Genomic DNA, 15,840 nt, shown 5'->3' with positions numbered 1-15,840 from the left:
TGCGCTGAACGAACTGGTCCTTTAGAAATGGCGCGCCCGGCTGGATTCGAACCAGCGGCCCCAAGCTTAGAAGGCTCGTGCTCTATCCAACTGAGCTACGGGCGCGCGCGGAGATGCCTTTAGGCGCAGATTGCGCGCGGGGCAAACGCCTCGCATAGTGCGGTGCAATGAACATGTCGTCCCGCCCCACGCACGTCACCGCCCGCAGCCTCGCCGGCGGGCATTTCCGCTATTTCGACTTCGTGATGGCCGCGTTCGTCGCGATCATTCTGCTGTCGAACGTGATCGGCGCGGGCAAGGTGGCGCAGATCTGGCTTCCCGGCGTGGGCTATTGGCCGTTCGGGGCGGGAATCCTGTTCTTCCCCATTTCCTACATCATCGGCGACGTGCTGACCGAGGTGTATGGGTACGCCCGTGCGCGCCGGGTGATCTGGGCGGGCACCGCGGCGGTGCTGTTCATGGCCTTCATGGCCTGGGTGGTGGTGAAGCTGCCGCCCGCGCCCGACTGGAAGAACCAGGCGGCCTATGCGGTGATCTTCGGACAGGTGCCGCGCATCGTCCTCGCCTCGGTCTGCGCCTTCTGGGCGGGAGAGTTCGTCAATTCCTATGTCCTTGCCCGGATGAAGCTGTGGACCGGCGGACGGATGCTGTGGACGCGCACGATCGGCTCCACGATCGCCGGCCAGGCGATGGACAGCCTGATCTTCTACCCGCTCGCCTTCCTGCGCGCGGAAGGCTGGACCGATGCGCTCGTCGTGAAGGTTCTGTTCACCCAATGGTTCCTGAAGGTCGCCTGGGAAGTGCTGCTGACGCCGCTGACCTATGTCGTCGTCGGTTTCCTGAAGCGCGCCGAAGGCGTCGACGTGTTCGACGAGGGCACGGACTTCACGCCCTTCGCCACCCGCGTCTGAGCATCGGCCGGCCGCAAGCGGGGACCGCCGCGAAGGGCTGAAACCAAATCTTTCTGGCGTTCGCGGGAAATCCCCGCATGCTGGTGGGAAATCGGTTCAAGGATTCCCGTGCTCGCGATCAATCCGCTCTATTCCATCGCCGGGGTGCTCGTCGGCTTGCTGGTCGGCATGACCGGTGTCGGCGGCGGCTCGCTGATGACGCCGTTGCTGGTGCTTGCCTTCGGCTTCCATCCGGCCACCGCCGTGGGCACCGACCTGCTCTACGCTTCCGCCACCAAGACCGTCGGGGCAGGGGTGCACGGCCTGCACGGCACGATCGACTGGAAGGTCGTGCGGCGCCTTGCCTATGGAAGTGTGCCGGCGACGATCCTGACGCTGCTGTTCCTGTCGAACGCGCAGGAGCATGCCAAGAACAGCGGCGGGCTGATCACGGTGACGCTTGGCATCGCGCTGCTGGTGACCGCAATCGCCACCTTCTTCCGGGGCCGGCTCGTCACCTTCATGGCGCCGAAGTTCGAGCGGCTGGGCGAGGCGCGGATCGGCTATGTCACGATCGCGCTGGGCGCGGTGCTGGGGCTGCTGGTGTCGCTGACCTCGGTAGGCGCGGGTGCGCTGGGGATGACCGCGCTGCTGATGCTCTACCCGCACCAGGCGGTGAACCGGCTGGTCGGCTCGGACATCGCCCATGCCGTGCCGCTGACCTTGCTCGCGGGGCTCGGCCATTGGTGGCTGGGATCGGTGAACGGCGCGCTGCTGGTGTCGCTGCTCGCCGGATCGATCCCCGGCATCATCCTCGGCAGCCTGCTGGCGACGCGCACGTCGGACAAGGTGCTGGTGCCGATCCTTGCCGCCACGCTGGCCGTGGTGGGGCTGAAGATGCTCTTCTGAAACAAAAAAGGCCGCGGTCAGGCGACCGCGACCTTATTTTGGGAGTCTGTAGCGGTCAGGCGACCGCGGCGAGCAGGCCTTCGAACAGCCGGCGGCCATCGCTGCCGCCATGCGCGGCTTCGATCTTGCGCTCCGGGTGCGGCATCATGCCGAGCACGTTGCCGGCGGCGTTCACCACGCCGGCGATGCCCCGCGCCGAACCGTTGATGTTCTGGCCATAGCGGAACGCCACGCGGCCCTCGCCTTCGAGGCGATCCAGCGTTTCGGCATCGGCGAAATAGTTGCCGTCATGGTGCGCAACCGGGATCGAGAGTTCCTCGCCCGCCTGATAGGCACTGGTGAAGATCGACTGCGCGTTCTCCACCTTCAGCGGCACGTCGCGGCAGACGAAATCGAGGCCGGCGTTGCGCATCAGCGCCCCCGGCAGCAGCCCGGTTTCGGTGAGGACCTGGAAGCCGTTGCAGATGCCGATCACCGGCGTGCCGCCATTTGCGGCTTCCACCACCGCCTTGACCACCGGCGAGCGGGCCGCGATGGCGCCGCAGCGGAGATAGTCGCCATAGGAAAAGCCGCCGGGCAGGGCGATCAGGCCCAGGCCCTGGGGCAGCTCGCTGTCGCCATGCCACACCATGTGCGGCTTGGTGCCGGTCACGCTCTCCAGCGCGACCGCGATGTCGCGATCGCAGTTGGAGCCGGGGAAGACGATGACCGCGGTCTTCACAGCGTTTCGACCCGGTAGTTCTCGATCACCGTGTTGGCGAGCAGCTTGCGGCACATCTCGTCGATGGCGGCGTCGCTCGTCGAGTCGGCGACCTCCAGTTCGAAGATCTTGCCGGCGCGGACATCCTCGACGCCCTCGAAACCGAGGCCGCCGAGCGCGTTCTGAATGGCCTTGCCCTGCGGATCGAGCACGCCGTTCTTCAAGGTGACGATGATGCGGAGTTTCATGGGCGCGCCTATGGCGCGGTAGGGCCAAAGTCGCAATCGGAAATCGTGGGTGGATCCGTTTCCTCCGCCGCGAAGCGGGGGAGAGGGACCGCGCTGCGCAGCGACGTGGTGGAGGGGGAAACGACAAGGGCCCCGCACGCGGCGAGGCCCCCTCCACCATTCGCTCTGCGAATGGTCCTCCTCCCCCGGAGCCATGCTCCGGGGGAGGAAATGCTAAGTTACTTGCCGCGCTTCTTGCGGTGCGTTTCGAGGTCGAGCACGTCGGAAGCGTCGCCTTCGGGGAACAGGCCGAGGCGGCGCGCCACTTCCTGATAGGCCTCGACTTCGCCGCCGAGATCGCGACGGAAGCGATCCTTGTCGAGCTTCTCGCCCGTGGTGATATCCCACAGGCGGCAGCCGTCGGGGCTGATCTCGTCGGCCAGGATGATCCGGGGATATTCGTTTTCCCAGATCCGGCCGAACTCGAGCTTGAAGTCGACCAGGCGGATGCCGATGCCGGCGAACAGACCCGAGAGGAAGTCGTTCACGCGGATCGCCATGTCGGCCATGTCGTGCAGTTCTTCCTGCGCGGCCCAGCCGAAGGCGAGGATGTGCTCGTCGGTAACCATCGGGTCGCCGAGCGCATCGTCCTTGTAGTAATATTCGACGATGGTGCGGGGCAGCGGGGTGCCTTCCTCGATGCCGAGCTTCTTCGCCAGCGAGCCGGCGACGACGTTGCGCACCACGACCTCGATCGGCACGATCTCGACCTGGCGGATCAGCTGCTCGCGCATGTTGAGGCGGCGGATGAAGTGCGTCGGGATGCCGATGCCGCCGAGCAGCGTGAAGACATGCTCGCTGATGCGGTTGTTGAGCACGCCCTTGCCGTTGATCGTGCCCTTTTTCTGGGCATTGAAGGCCGTTGCGTCGTCCTTGAAATACTGGATCAGCGTGCCCGGCTCCGGACCCTCATAGAGAATCTTAGCCTTGCCTTCGTAGATTTGCCGGCGGCGTGCCATGTCGGCCTAGTCCCTTGGAAATGCGTTGCCCCGGCTCCACGGGATTTCTCCGCGTGATCGCCGGGGCTCTGGAAGGCCTCGCGCTATACCGCAAGGGGGGCGAGGGTGCAATGCGGCGTAGCTCTCAAAGCGGCGCGTCGGATCACGCCGCGGGGTTGCGCCTTCGCAGCAGCGTCGCGACCGCCACGCCGGCGCCGAACACTGCGGCCCAGGGCAGCAGGTAGATCGCCAGCGAAAGCAGCAGCTGCATGCCCCAGGCAAAGGCGGAAGCCGATCCCTGCACCGCTTCCCCCAGAGCCGCACCCACGCTGGCGCCGGAGGCGGGCGCGGCGAGTGGCCGGTAGCGGATCTCCACCTCCGCCATGGTCACGCGCCCCCGCAATTCGCGCTGCCACGCGCGCGCCTTGTCGAGTTCTTCCTGCGCCGCGGCGACGCTGCGTTCCGCCTCCACCAGTTCCCCGACGGAGCCCTTGCGGGTCCGCAATGTTTCGGTCAGCCGGGCGACCAGCAATTCGCGCTGCTGGATGCGGGCCGCGGTGTCGCTGAGGTCCTTCGACACGTCATCGCCGGTGACGTTGGTATCGAGCGCGCTGCCGCCGGCCGCAGTGACCCGTCGCGCCGCTTCGCCGGTGAAATAGGCAGCGTCCGCGGCCGCGACCCGCAGCTTCAGCAGCGCGTTGCCGGCGCGACCTTCGGCGTCGTCGCGGGTCAGCGCAACCAGCTGGCACCGCGCCGGCCCCAGGCGTTCGCAGAGGGCACGATGCTCTTCCTGGATCTGGGCGAGGTGGGCGTCCGGCAGCAGGAAGCTGAGCGAGTAGCGATAGGCAAGTTGCGGCAGACTCACCTTGAGCGGATCTGCCCCGGGCCCGGGGGTGCTCTCCGCCGTCTCCTGCAGCGCCTCGCCGGTGCCGGTGCCGTCATTGGTGGAGCAGGCGGCAAGCAGTGCCGCACAACCGAGCATCAGAACCTTGCGCATCGACATCCCCTTGATGGTGGAGCGCAAATCCCATCACCCCGCTAGGACAAAGTCAAGCCACATTGCTGCCGCAATTGCGGCAAAAATGCGGCGAACTTTGCTGCTCGCCAAAGTTGGCGATCCGCCCGGTCGCGCCTGAAGCGTCCTGAAATGGGAAGGGACACCGGTTTTGCGGCGGGACGGACGATGACCCGCTTGGGCAAGGCATTTCCGCGACGAAGAACTGGATTCGATCCAGCGATCGACCGGCGCAGGGGTGGTGCTGGCGGAGAAGGGGGGACGCGGGGAACACCGCCGGCCAATCGCCGGGGCATGCTCTCGCTGCTCGTGCCGATCGGCAGGAACCGCAGCTTCTTCCGCCATCTGGTGGGCTGATCCCGAAACAATCTGACGGAGGATGCGGATCATAAGGGGAACGCCCTTGGCGTTTCCCCCTGGTGCCTGCTATCCAGTCTGCGATGACCCTCGACACCGACGTTTCCGAACCTTCCGGCGCCTCCGACGTCCCCTTCGACAGCGCACTGTCCGAGCGCTATCTCGTCTATGCGCTGTCGACGATCACCGCGCGCTCGCTGCCCGACGTTCGCGACGGGCTGAAGCCGGTGCATCGCCGGCTGCTCTGGGCGATGCGGCTGCTCAAGCTGGATCCGGCGAGCGGCTACAAGAAGTGCGCGCGCGTTGTCGGCGACGTGATCGGTAAGTATCACCCGCATGGCGATGCCTCGGTCTATGACGCGATGGTGCGCTTGGCGCAGACCTTCGCGCTGCGCTATCCGCTGGTCGACGGGCAAGGCAATTTCGGCAATATCGACGGCGATAACGCTGCTGCGTACCGATACACCGAGGCGAGGCTGACCCAGGTCGCGATCGACCTGATGGACGGCCTCGACGAGAATGCCGTCGATTTCCGGCCCACCTACAACGGCGAGGACGAGGAGCCCGAGCTGTTTCCGGGCTTGTTCCCGAACCTGCTGGCCAATGGTGCCGCGGGCATCGCGGTGGGCATGGCGACCAGCATCCCGCCGCACAACGCCGCCGAGCTGATGCAGGCCGCGGTCGCGCTGATCGACAATCCGCAGGCGAACGTGCTCGACTATGTGAAGGGCCCGGACTTCCCGACCGGCGGCATCGCCGTCGACAGCCCCGCCGCGATCGCCGAGGCCTATACCACGGGCCGCGGCAGCTTCCGCGTGCGGGCCAGGATCGAGAAGGTGACCGAAAAGGGCGGGGGCTGGCACCTCGTCGTCACCGAGATCCCCTACGGCGTGCAGAAGGGCAAGCTGATCGAGGGCATCGCCGCGCTGATCAACGACAAGAAGCTGCCGATCCTGGGGGACGTGCGCGACGAATCGGCGGAGGACATCCGTATCGTCCTCGAACCGCGCAGCCGCACGGTCGACGCCGACACGCTGATGGACAGCCTCTACCGCCTGTCCGACCTCGAAGTGCGCGTGCCGCTCAACCTCAACGTGCTCGACAAGAACCGCACGCCGCGGGTGATGAGCCTGGGCGAGGCGCTGGCCGGCTGGCTGGAGCATCAGTTCGTGGTGCTGCAGCGCAAGTCGCAGCACCGGCTGGCCAAGATCGCCGATCGGCTGGAGCTGCTGCGCGGCTACATCACCGCCTATCTCAACCTCGACCGGGTGATCGAGATCATCCGGGGCGAGGACGAGCCCAAGCCGATCATGATGGCCGAGTTCGAACTGACCGATCGCCAGGCCGAGGCGATCCTCAACATGCGCCTGCGCTCCTTGCGCAAGCTGGAGGAAATGGAGCTCCGCCGCGAGCAGGACAAGCTGGAGAAGGAGCAGGCGGATCTGGAGACGCTGCTCGGCTCCGAGGCCCGCCAGCGCACCTGGATGAAGCGCGCGCTGGGCAAGATGATCACGCGCTACGGCCAGGAGACGCCGCTCGGCGCCCGCCGCACCGCGATCATCGAGATGGCGCCCGCGCGCGAGATCCCGCTGGAGGCGATGATCGAGCGCGAGCCGATCACCGTCATCCTTTCGCAGCGCGGCTGGATCCGCGCGATGAAGGGCCATGTCGAGGACCTTGGCGGCGAGGCGCTGAAGTTCAAGGAAGGCGACGGGCCCTTCCTTGCCTTCCACGCCCAGACCACCGACAAGCTGCTGCTCGCGGCCGACAATGGCCGCTTCTACACGCTGGGGGCGGACAAGCTGCCCGGCGGCCGCGGCTTCGGCGAGCCGGTGCGGCTGCTGGTCGATCTGGAGGCCGAGCGGCACATCGTCACGCTGCTGCCCGCCAGCGCCGCGCCGAAGCTGCTGGTCGCGGCGAACGACGGCCGCGGCTTCGTCGTCAGCACGCAGGAAGTGATTGCGGAGACGCGCAAGGGCAAGCAGGTGATGGCGCCGCGGCCGGGCGCGCATCTCAAGCTGGTCCGCCCGATCGGCGCGGAGGACGATTTCGTCGCGGCGATCGGCGACAACCGCAAGATGCTGGTCTTCCCGCTTTCCGAAGTGGCGGAGATGACGCGCGGGCAGGGCGTGCAGCTGCAGCGCTATCGCGACGGCGGCCTGTCCGACGTGATCACCTTCAAGTTCGCCGATGGCCTGCGCTGGCGGATGGGCGGCGAGCAGGCGCGCTATCGCTCCGAACCCGACGTGATGCCGTGGCGTGCCGCGCGCGGCGCGGCGGGGCGGATGCCGCCCACCGGCTTCCCGCGCGATAACAAGTTCTGATCGTCAAAACCCTGTGAGGCGCGCCCGCCCTTCAGAGCGCCTTAACTAGTTTGCGGCTACACCGAAGGGGATGGCGTTTCGTAGGGTCCGGGCTTTCAGTGTGCGTACGGTGGAGCCTGCTCCAGCGGCGGAGGACCCTTCCTTCCCGCTGCCGCCCGGCACCGATGGTCTTCTCGAGCTCATGCCGATCCCCGCCGCCGTGCTGGAGATCCGCGACGGCCGCTACGTGTTCGCCGCGGTCAACGCGCAATTTCGGGTGTCCGGGCTCGGCTGTACCGCGCAGGAATCCCCGGTGATCCAGCTGCTCGGCGCGCGAATCGGGCAGTTCCTTGCCTCCGAAAGCGAGCGGGAGGAAATCGCCTGGCGCTTCGGCGGCGAAGTCGACAGCCGCCACTTCCGCGTCATGCTTGCGCGCCGCTCGCCCGCTGAGCCGCGCTGCCTGATCACCCTGGTCGATCAGACCTCCGAGCTGCGGACCGAGCAGAGCCTCCGTCGCGAAATGGCGACCGACAGCCTGACCGGCCTGCCGAACCGCGCCGGCTTTTCCGACGAGCTGGAAACCAGCATCGGCGAGAAGGATGCCGCCGGCTATTCGGTGCTGGTGATCAATCTCGATCGCTTCAGCCGCGTCAACGCTTGCATGGGGGCACTGGCGGGCGACGAACTGCTGATTTCGGTTGCCCGCCGAATCAAGGGCGCACTGCGCGGACGGGACATGCTGGCGCGCATCGGTGGCGACGAATTCGGCGTCCTCATGGCGCTGGACGACGGCCCTGACGACGCCGTGCAGGTGGCGAAGCGCGTGCATGCCGCCTTCACCAACCCGTTCCGGCTTTCCAATTTCGAGATCCGCGTCGATTGTTCGATCGGCATCGCGCTGGGCCGCGACATCGACGGCGATCCCGAGGATCTGGTGCGCAACGCCCAACTGGCGGTCCGCCGGGCGAAGAAGAGCGGCCACACCGAATTCTACCACACCCGTGCCTTCGACCTTGCGCGCGAGCAGTTCGCGATCGAGACCGAGCTCCGCCGCGCCATCGAAAACGGCTGCATGACGCTGAACTTCCAGCCGATCTGCGATCTGGGCACCGGTCACATCACCTCGTTCGAGGCGCTGGCCCGCTGGACCAACGACGACGGCGTGCTGATTTCGCCCAACGCCTTCATTCCCGTTGCAGAGGAATCGGGGCTGATCGTGCCGCTCGGCCGCTGGGCAATGGAGGAGGCGGCGCGCACGCTCGCCGCGTGGGACGCGCGGGCCGGCGGCGATTGCGGCGTGAAGATCGCGGTCAACCTCTCGGCGATCCAGCTCCAGCGCGACCAGATCGGCGCGATGGTGAAGAACGCGCTCGATCGCCACAACATGCCCGGCTCGCGCTTCACGCTGGAGCTGACCGAAAGCGCGATCGTCAGCGACCCCGATCGCATCGCGCAGACCATGTCGGCGCTGAAGGACCTCGGCACCACGCTGGCGATGGACGATTTCGGCACCGGCTATTCGAATCTCGCCTATCTGCAGAAGCTGCCGATCGACGTGTTGAAGATCGACCGCAGCTTCGTGACCGGCATGCTCGCCGATCGCGACAAGGTGGCGATCATCCGCGCGATCCTCAGCCTCGCCTATGCACTGGGCATGCAGACCACCGCCGAGGGCATCGAGACCCCCGAGCTTGCCCAGACGCTGGGGGCGCTAGGCTGCACCTACGGCCAGGGCTATCATTACTCGCGGCCGGTACCCGGCGACGCCGCCTTCGCGCTGATCGAGGCGTTCAAGGCCTGAGCCACGACGGCGTCGGCGATCGCATCGACCCGCGCCGCATCGGGAAAGGCTTCCGCGATCCACTGCTCCTCGATGGCACGCAGCGCGCGGGCGACATCCGGCCCCTTGGCCAGGCCGCGCTGGACCAGCGCGCCACCGGAAAGCGGCAGGCGGGGAATGTCCCAGCCGGCGAGCTGTCGCCAGCCCTGGCCCAGCAGGGTTTCGTCGCCCGCGGCGAGCAGCAGGCGATCCTCGGCACCCTCGCGACCGATGCGATAGGCAAGCGCCCGGGCGCTTTCGGTGCCCCCGTCGGTCAAGGCCAGGACGATGCGCTTGCGCTGGGCGTTGGAAAGCTTCAGCCGGGCGCCGATCTGGTCCCCCAGCGCCGGATCCCGGGGGAGCAGCGCGGCGAGGCGACGGATCGGATCGGCCGCGACGCCCAGTTCTGCCTCGCGCGCGGCCAGACGGCCCAGCGCTTCGGCGCTGGTGATCTCCGGCACGACCGGCGCGAGGATGCCGCGCGCCAGCATCAGCGCCACCACGCCCACCGCATCCCGCGCCACCAGCAGCTTCAGCAGCTCGTCGCGAATGCGTTCGCGGCTGAGTGCCATCAGGTCGCGGGCCCGCGCGGTGCAGGCGTCCAGTCCCGCGGCGTCGGGCGTGTCGCCGAAGCGGGCGAGGAAGCGGAAGAAGCGGAGGATGCGCAGGTGATCCTCGGCAATGCGCTGCAGCGGATCGCCGATGAAGCGGACCGCCCGGGCTTCCAGATCCTGCAGCCCGCCGAAATAGTCGAACAGGGCGCCGGTCATGGGATCGGCATAGAGCGCGTTGATCGTGAAATCGCGCCGGGCGGCATCCTCGCGCCAATCGTCGGTGAAGGCGACGGTGGCGTGGCGTCCGTCGGTGGAGACGTCGCGGCGAAGCGTCGTCACCTCCACCGGGCCGCTTTCCAGCACCGCGGTGATCGTGCCATGCTCGATCCCGGTCGGTACTGCGCGGATGCCGGCAGCCCGCAGGCGCGCCAGCACTTCCTCCGGCGGCAGCGAGGTGGCGATGTCGAGATCGGCGACCTGGGTGCCGAGCAGGGCATCGCGCACCGCGCCGCCGACGAAGCGCGAAAGCCCATCCTCGGCCCCGAGCACCCGGTTCAGCGCGTCGAGGCCGGGGCGATGGCGCCAGTCGGTTTCCGGCAGCGTCAGCGTGGCCATGCCATTCGCCGCGACAGGTTGACCAGCATCGCCGCGGTGGCGCCCCAAATCCGGTAATCGTTCCACATTATCTCGTAATAATGGCGCTCATGCCCTTGGTAGAGCGCGTGTTTCTTTTCGTGATTCGCCGTGTCGAGCAGGAAGGCGAGCGGCACCTCGAACACTTCGGCGACTTCCGCTTCCGAGGGGACGAGCGGAAGGTCCGGCGGGACGACGCCGATCACCGGGGTCACCTGATAGCCGGTGACGGTGCGATACTCCTCCACCATGCCGATCACCTCGACAAGGCGGCGGGGCAGGGCGATCTCCTCCTCGGCTTCGCGGAGGGCCGCGTCGACGGGGTCCTTGTCCTCCGGGTCGATGCGCCCGCCCGGAAAGGCGATCTGGCCGGCATGCCGGCGCAGATTGGCATTGCGGCGGGTGAGCAGCACGCCGGGCGTCTCGCGATCGGTGACCGCGAGCAAGACCGCCGCGGCGCTCGGCACCTGTGCCGGATCAAAGATGGCATGGTCGCCCGGCAGCAGAGTCGTCGCCTGTGCCGGCCGGCTCGCCAGTGCGCGGCGGAGCTGGTCGGCAAGCCTCATGCAGCGGGCTCTAGCGGGAAGAACATGCCCTGGCTCCACACGCCCGGCGGCACATTCTCTCGCGCCAGGGCAAGCTGGGCGAGCTCATAATATACGGTGCGTGCGATCAGCGCATCGAGCGCGCCGCGCACCGCAAGATAGGGATGGGGCCCGTCGTCGCGCGCCTCGATCCGCAACGGGTGCTCCGGGCCGGCCACGACCAGGTCGCCGGTGTTCAGCCGGAAGGCGAGCCGCATGGCCTCGCCTTCGCCTTCGACCTTGACCTCCACCGCGACGAAGGGGGCATCCTCTACAGCGATGTCCAGCTTCTCGACCGGCGTCACCAGGACGAAGCGGCCATCGGCTTCACGGCGCAGGATGGTGGAGAAGAGCCGGACCATCGCCGGCCGGCCGATCGGGCTGCCCTGGTGGAACCAGGTGCCATCGCGGGCAATGCGCATCTCGCTGTCACCGCAATGTGCGGGGTTCCAGCTCTCTACCGGCGGCAGGCGATGTTCCTCGGCCAGCCGGGCGATCTCGGCGAGCGACAGGCTGGCGAAATCGGGGGGTGGCGTGTTCGGCATGGCTCTCCCTTAGCGCGCCGCGCGGCTTTGTCGAACCCTCAGGCGACCTTGCGCAGCCGGGGCACGAGCATGCCCGAGCAGTTCGGCACCGCGGCACCGCGTGCGAGCAAACGGCGCGGCTCGAAAGGGCCGGGCAGGCGCCAGCGGGTGGTGCGGCTGGCATCGAAGCCGAAGAAGCGACCATAATATTCGGGGTCGCCGATCAGCATCAGCCCTTCCGCGCCGGGAAGGGCGCTGACGTCGGCCGCATCGAGCGTTTCCTGCATCAGCCGGCGGCCGATGCCGCCTTGCTGCAACGCGGGGTCCACCGCCACCGGGCCGACCATCACCAGCGGCACCATCGGCCCCGAATCGCTGGCCAGCGCGACCGGCCAGCTCTGGATCGTGCCGGCGAGCTTGCCATCCTCCGCCAGTGCGGCAAAACTGAAGGGGCGAATCGGCTGGGTGCCCTGGCGGATGCGATAGGCGGTCCGCAGGTGCCGGTCGGGCCCGAAGGCGCGATCGAGCAGCGCCTCGACGGCGTGCGGGTCGACCGCATCGAGCGCAACGATCTGAACCACCACGAATCCTTCCCCGCCTCGACCCCATGTCGAAAGGCGCGCGCCTTAGCGTGGCTGGCGCGCAGCGCAAGCGCGGAATGCAACGTTGGACATGCAGAATCTGCACGGGAAGCCCCGGGCTTTTCCGGGCGGCCCGATCTGCTATGGCGCCCGCCTGTTTGCCCCACGAAAGGCCGTTGGATTGCCCGATTCATTGCAGCTTCAGGTCATGGACCTCGAGGTGGAAGTGCTCACCGGAGTGTATTCGGAGGAGACGCATCTGCCGCAGCCGCTGCGCATCTCCGTCATCGCGGATCTGGATCTGCCCGAGCGATTCCTGCCGGACACCCCGCTCAGCGCCTCCAAAAGCTATATCGACCTGAAGCATGCCGCGACCGACGCGTTGCCCAAGGACGTGCATTTCACGCTGATCGAGGCGGTTGCGGACCATATCTGCGAGACGCTGTTCGTTTCCGATGCGCGGGTCCGCCGGGTCGAGGTGCGGATCGTCAAGCTGGCGATCGCGGAGGCCGACGAATCGATCGGCATCACGCTGGTCCGCCACCGGCGCTGAGCGCCGGCGGCGGGGCCGGCCTCAGGCGCAGGGCCCGAGGTCGCGCAGCACCAGCTGATAGTCCTGGCGGGCGGCTTCGGCATTGTCGGGCGTCTCGGCATTGACCGCGTCGTCCGGCAGGGCCTTGGGCAGCCCGCAGGCGAGCCGATACCAGGCCAGCGTATCGCGCTTGGGTGCCCCGGCGTTGGGATCGACGATGTCGCCGAGCGATACGCCCCAATGCGGTTTCTCGCCGGGTCGCCGCAGGATCTGCAGGGAAATCGGCGCGCCGTTGGTGGTCTTCAGGAAGACCTGCGTCTCGCCTTCGCCGGGCAGCGCACCCGGGACGTGGAAGGCATTGCCGATGCCGGTGATCGCCGGCGGCGCATCGCTGGCCAGCACCTCGCGCGTGATGCCGCGGGTCAGCGCATCCAGTTCCGGCGTCCACAGATACTGGCTGTCGATGCCGGTCAGCTGCACCTCGCCGGGCTTGTCGCCGACCGGCCGCGCGAACAGCAGGACGCGCTGCTTCTTCAATTTGGGTAGCTTGCCGCGAGAATCGAGCGGCACGTCCGCCAGGTACGAAATCTGGGTGGGAAGGGCGCTGCTACCGCGAATCAGTGCCAGAACGTCGGCCGTGACGTAGATGCGGGCCCGTCCCGATGCGAGACCGGGGGCGGCATTTTCCTTGATCCGGATCATGTCGCTGATCCGCGCGTCGATCACCAGCGGGGCCTGGACAATGGCCGTGGCAACGGTGGCATAACTGGGTAAGCCACTTCGCGCTTCTTGGCGGATTTGCGCGGTTTGCGGAGCGGGTTGCGCAAGCGCCGGGAATGCCGCAGCGCAACAAAACAGCAGATGTAGGGCGTATTTCATGCCCGAGCCGGTACCGGATTGTGCCGATCTTATACAGAAATAATTCTGCCATGGGCGCGTTGTACGACCAATTCGTCCGACAAAGAGTTTGCGTCGTCGGAAGGGCCACGATACAGACTCGGTGCTCTCGCCATCAGGGGCGCAGTGTGACCCGAGGCGAGCGGACTTGTGCGCGGCTGCCAGCCGGCCAGGGTCGCAAGCAGGATTAGAGGGAGTGACGTTGCCGAATGGCTTACGCTGACCGGAATGTAAGTGGCAGTCGTGTGGTAGCGATCGTAATCGTCGCTATCATCGTGGCTGGCATGGGTTATGCCTTCGTCACAGGTCTGGCATACCAATATATCAAGAAGAAGGCGGAAGAGCTCAAGACCTTCGAGGTCGAAGAGCCGCCGCCCCCGCCGGAGGAAATTCCGCCGCCGCCGCCGCCGCCGGACACGCCGGTGCCGCCGCCCCCGACCCAGGTCGTGGTGCCGCCGGCCATCGTGCAGAGCCAGTCGCCGGCGCCGCCGATCCAGAATACTCCGATCATCCCACCGGCCCCGCCCGTGAATCCGCCGGCGCCCCCCGCGCCGCCGGCTCCGCCGGCACCGGTCGCGCCGACGATCAGCAAGGCCGCGGCTGCGAAGGGCAACCCCGCTTCGTGGGTGACCCCGGACGATTATCCTCCTTCGTCGCAGCGTGCGGGCGAGCAGGGTACGACCGGCGTCACGTTTTCGATTGGGCCCGACGGGCGTATCGCGGATTGCCAGGTGACCTCGTCGTCCGGCTCGCGACTGTTGGACGAGACGACCTGTCGATTGGTAACCCGTCGTGGTCGCTACACGCCAGCGCTCGATGCCGCGGGTAACCCGGTTTCCGGTGGTCGGAAGACGCTCCGTTTCACTTGGCGTCTCCAGGATCAGTAATGCAGCGCCGGCTGGCCGCGCCAGCCACGATAGATATTCTTGCAAGGGAAAGATTCGACAATGCTCACGACCATTCTCGCTGCCGGTGCCGCCGCAGCTAAGGGCGGCGAAAGCCCCTACGGCCTCCAGCAGGCGCTCAAGGAAGGCGGCCTGATCTCGCAGTCGGTGTTCACCATCCTCGTGCTCATGCTCTTCGTGTCGCTCTACATCCTCTTCACCAAGGTGTTCGAGCAGCAGAAGATCATCAACCAGTCGAAGCGCGTGCGTCAGACCTTCTGGAGCTCGACGAGCCTCCGCGAGGGCGCCGCGAAGCTCGAGAAGAACTCGGCCTATCGCCAGATCGTCGACGACGGCCTGGAAGCCCAGGAGCAGTACAAGCTGCTGACCGATCCGGTCGAAGCGCATGACTGGCTGCACGGCTCGCTGGCCCGTTCGGAAGGCTCGATCAACTCGGCGCTGGGCGGCGGTCTCGCCTTCCTCGCGACCGTCGGCGCTACCTCGCCGTTCATCGGTCTGTTCGGTACCGTTATCGGCATCTACCGCGCGCTCATCAAGATCGGCTCGGCCGGTCAGGCTTCGATCGACGCCGTCGCCGGTCCGGTCGGTGAAGCGCTCATCATGACCGCACTCGGCCTCGTCGTCGCCGTGCCGGCCGTGCTCGCCTTCAACTTCCTGCAGCGTCGCAACAAGTCGATCGCCGAGAACCTGAACGCGTTCTCGAACGACGTCCTCGGCTACCTGGCCTCGGACGGCCGCGTGAAGCCGGCCACCGCCGCTGCCGCGAAGAAGCCGGCCGCTGTCGCTGCTGCAAAGCCGGCGACCACGACCGCTGGCCAGACCGGCGGCACCCCGACCCGCCCGTAAGACCAAGGTCGCAGGGCTGCGCACGTCGCGTAGCCCTGCCGCCGGATCGCGATCCGGCGCACAAGAGGATAGGATAGCGCCCAATGGCGATTAGCACAGGCAGCGGCGGCGACGACGCACCGATGTCGGACATCAACACCACGCCGCTCGTCGACGTGATGCTGGTTCTTCTGATCATCTTCCTCATCGCCGTTCCCGTTGTGGTCCAGACGATCGATCTCGCGCTGCCGAAGGTGCAGTACGAGGTTACGACCACCAAGCCCGAGAACGTCTCGCTCTCGGTCAAGGGTGGACCGGAAGGCTGTGAGATCTATTGGGGTCTGACCCGGGTCAATCACACCGAGCTGCTCGACCGCGCGGTTGCCAAGCTGAAGGCTGAGATCGACCGCCAGGGCGGCCCGAACGCTGCTGGTCTCGAACTTCCCGAAGTTCATATCCGCGGCGACGTCAACACGCCCTATCGCTGCATCGGCGGCACCATCTACACGATGCAGATGGCGGGTTTCGTGAAGGTCGGCTTCATTTCGGAACCGGAGCCCGGTTCGAACAACGCCCGGCTCTGAACG

17 protein-coding genes and 1 tRNA gene are annotated in these 15,840 nt (G+C 67.0%); 8 read left to right on the top strand and 10 right to left on the bottom strand.

Features of this window, described 5'->3' with window-relative positions; translation table 11 throughout:
* Positions 1-28: 28 nt before the first annotated feature.
* Positions 29-105, bottom strand: a tRNA-Arg gene (locus SPI01S_RS01320).
* Positions 106-167: 62 nt separating this feature from the next.
* On the opposite strand from SPI01S_RS01320, the gene SPI01S_RS01315 reads away from it, so the two are divergent.
* On the top strand, positions 168-911 hold the full coding sequence (locus SPI01S_RS01315; RefSeq protein WP_066716936.1) for a queuosine precursor transporter: 744 nt from the start codon (positions 168-170) through the stop codon (positions 909-911).
* A 108-nt stretch (positions 912-1,019) separates the two neighbouring features.
* Positions 1,020-1,799 (top strand): sulfite exporter TauE/SafE family protein, encoded by a 780-nt coding sequence (locus tag SPI01S_RS01310; RefSeq protein ID WP_084253200.1) that lies wholly within the window; start codon positions 1,020-1,022, stop codon positions 1,797-1,799.
* A 55-nt stretch (positions 1,800-1,854) separates the two neighbouring features.
* On the opposite strand, the gene purQ is transcribed toward SPI01S_RS01310, so the two are convergent.
* The 4 genes from purQ to SPI01S_RS01290 all read right to left on the bottom strand — a co-directional run bounded on the left by purQ (position 1,855) and on the right by SPI01S_RS01290 (position 4,721).
* A complete protein-coding gene (purQ, locus tag SPI01S_RS01305; protein WP_066716933.1) occupies positions 1,855-2,520 on the bottom strand; it encodes a phosphoribosylformylglycinamidine synthase subunit PurQ in 666 nt (221 codons plus the stop codon).
* Positions 2,517-2,747, bottom strand: coding sequence for a phosphoribosylformylglycinamidine synthase subunit PurS (gene purS / locus SPI01S_RS01300; RefSeq protein ID WP_066716929.1), 231 nt, complete (start codon positions 2,745-2,747; stop codon positions 2,517-2,519). The genes purQ and purS overlap by 4 nt, the downstream gene beginning before the upstream one ends.
* 218 nt (positions 2,748-2,965) lie before the next feature.
* Complete coding sequence (gene purC, locus SPI01S_RS01295) at positions 2,966-3,745, bottom strand: phosphoribosylaminoimidazolesuccinocarboxamide synthase (protein ID WP_010543438.1); 780 nt, start codon at positions 3,743-3,745, stop codon at positions 2,966-2,968.
* 142 nt (positions 3,746-3,887) lie between these two features.
* The gene (locus SPI01S_RS01290; protein ID WP_066717637.1) at positions 3,888-4,721 is read right to left on the bottom strand and encodes a DUF4349 domain-containing protein; all 834 of its coding nucleotides are present in this window, start codon (positions 4,719-4,721) and stop codon (positions 3,888-3,890) included.
* Between the two features lie 458 nt (positions 4,722-5,179).
* Between SPI01S_RS01290 and parC the strand changes: the two genes are divergently transcribed.
* Positions 5,180-7,420, top strand: coding sequence for a DNA topoisomerase IV subunit A (parC, locus tag SPI01S_RS01285; protein ID WP_066716926.1), 2,241 nt, complete (start codon positions 5,180-5,182; stop codon positions 7,418-7,420).
* Between the two features lie 181 nt (positions 7,421-7,601).
* On the top strand, positions 7,602-9,200 hold the full coding sequence (locus SPI01S_RS01280; protein ID WP_066716924.1) for a putative bifunctional diguanylate cyclase/phosphodiesterase: 1,599 nt from the start codon (positions 7,602-7,604) through the stop codon (positions 9,198-9,200).
* Here SPI01S_RS01280 and SPI01S_RS01275 read toward each other — a convergent pair.
* From SPI01S_RS01275 to SPI01S_RS01260, 4 genes are read right to left on the bottom strand one after another with little or no spacing between them, the layout of a single operon-like run.
* Entirely contained in the window at positions 9,140-10,387 is a 1,248-nt protein-coding gene (locus SPI01S_RS01275) for a CCA tRNA nucleotidyltransferase (protein WP_066716922.1), read from the bottom strand. The two genes, SPI01S_RS01280 and SPI01S_RS01275, sit on opposite strands and share 61 nt — an antisense overlap.
* Positions 10,375-10,971, bottom strand: a complete 597-nt coding sequence (locus tag SPI01S_RS01270) for a CoA pyrophosphatase (protein ID WP_066716920.1) — start codon at positions 10,969-10,971, stop codon at positions 10,375-10,377. Before SPI01S_RS01270 ends, SPI01S_RS01275 begins: the two co-directional genes overlap by 13 nt.
* Positions 10,968-11,534, bottom strand: coding sequence for a DUF1285 domain-containing protein (locus SPI01S_RS01265; RefSeq protein WP_066716917.1), 567 nt, complete (start codon positions 11,532-11,534; stop codon positions 10,968-10,970). Before SPI01S_RS01265 ends, SPI01S_RS01270 begins: the two co-directional genes overlap by 4 nt.
* Before the next feature lie 38 nt (positions 11,535-11,572).
* Positions 11,573-12,094, bottom strand: a complete 522-nt coding sequence (locus SPI01S_RS01260) for a GNAT family N-acetyltransferase (RefSeq protein WP_066716914.1) — start codon at positions 12,092-12,094, stop codon at positions 11,573-11,575.
* A 181-nt stretch (positions 12,095-12,275) separates the two neighbouring features.
* On the opposite strand from SPI01S_RS01260, the gene SPI01S_RS01255 reads away from it, so the two are divergent.
* Entirely contained in the window at positions 12,276-12,647 is a 372-nt protein-coding gene (locus tag SPI01S_RS01255; RefSeq protein WP_066716911.1) for a dihydroneopterin aldolase, read from the top strand.
* Positions 12,648-12,668: 21 nt separating this feature from the next.
* Here the strand turns inward: SPI01S_RS01255 and SPI01S_RS01250 are convergent, their stop codons facing one another.
* Positions 12,669-13,352 (bottom strand): hypothetical protein, encoded by a 684-nt coding sequence (locus SPI01S_RS01250; protein ID WP_245653421.1) that lies wholly within the window; start codon positions 13,350-13,352, stop codon positions 12,669-12,671.
* Between the two features lie 380 nt (positions 13,353-13,732).
* On the opposite strand from SPI01S_RS01250, the gene SPI01S_RS01245 reads away from it, so the two are divergent.
* From SPI01S_RS01245 to SPI01S_RS01235, 3 genes are all read left to right on the top strand, one after another.
* Positions 13,733-14,410, top strand: coding sequence for an energy transducer TonB (locus SPI01S_RS01245; RefSeq protein ID WP_066716908.1), 678 nt, complete (start codon positions 13,733-13,735; stop codon positions 14,408-14,410).
* A gap of 60 nt (positions 14,411-14,470) precedes the next feature.
* The gene (locus tag SPI01S_RS01240) at positions 14,471-15,274 is read left to right on the top strand and encodes a MotA/TolQ/ExbB proton channel family protein (RefSeq protein WP_066716905.1); all 804 of its coding nucleotides are present in this window, start codon (positions 14,471-14,473) and stop codon (positions 15,272-15,274) included.
* An 83-nt stretch (positions 15,275-15,357) separates the two neighbouring features.
* A complete protein-coding gene (locus tag SPI01S_RS01235; RefSeq protein ID WP_066716896.1) occupies positions 15,358-15,837 on the top strand; it encodes an ExbD/TolR family protein in 480 nt (159 codons plus the stop codon).
* Positions 15,838-15,840 lie beyond the last annotated feature (3 nt).

This window comes from Sphingomonas pituitosa NBRC 102491 (genome assembly GCF_001598435.1).
In the GTDB taxonomy this organism is placed as follows: domain Bacteria; phylum Pseudomonadota; class Alphaproteobacteria; order Sphingomonadales; family Sphingomonadaceae; genus Sphingomonas; species Sphingomonas pituitosa.
This window is presented reverse-complemented; position numbering and strand designations above follow the sequence as displayed.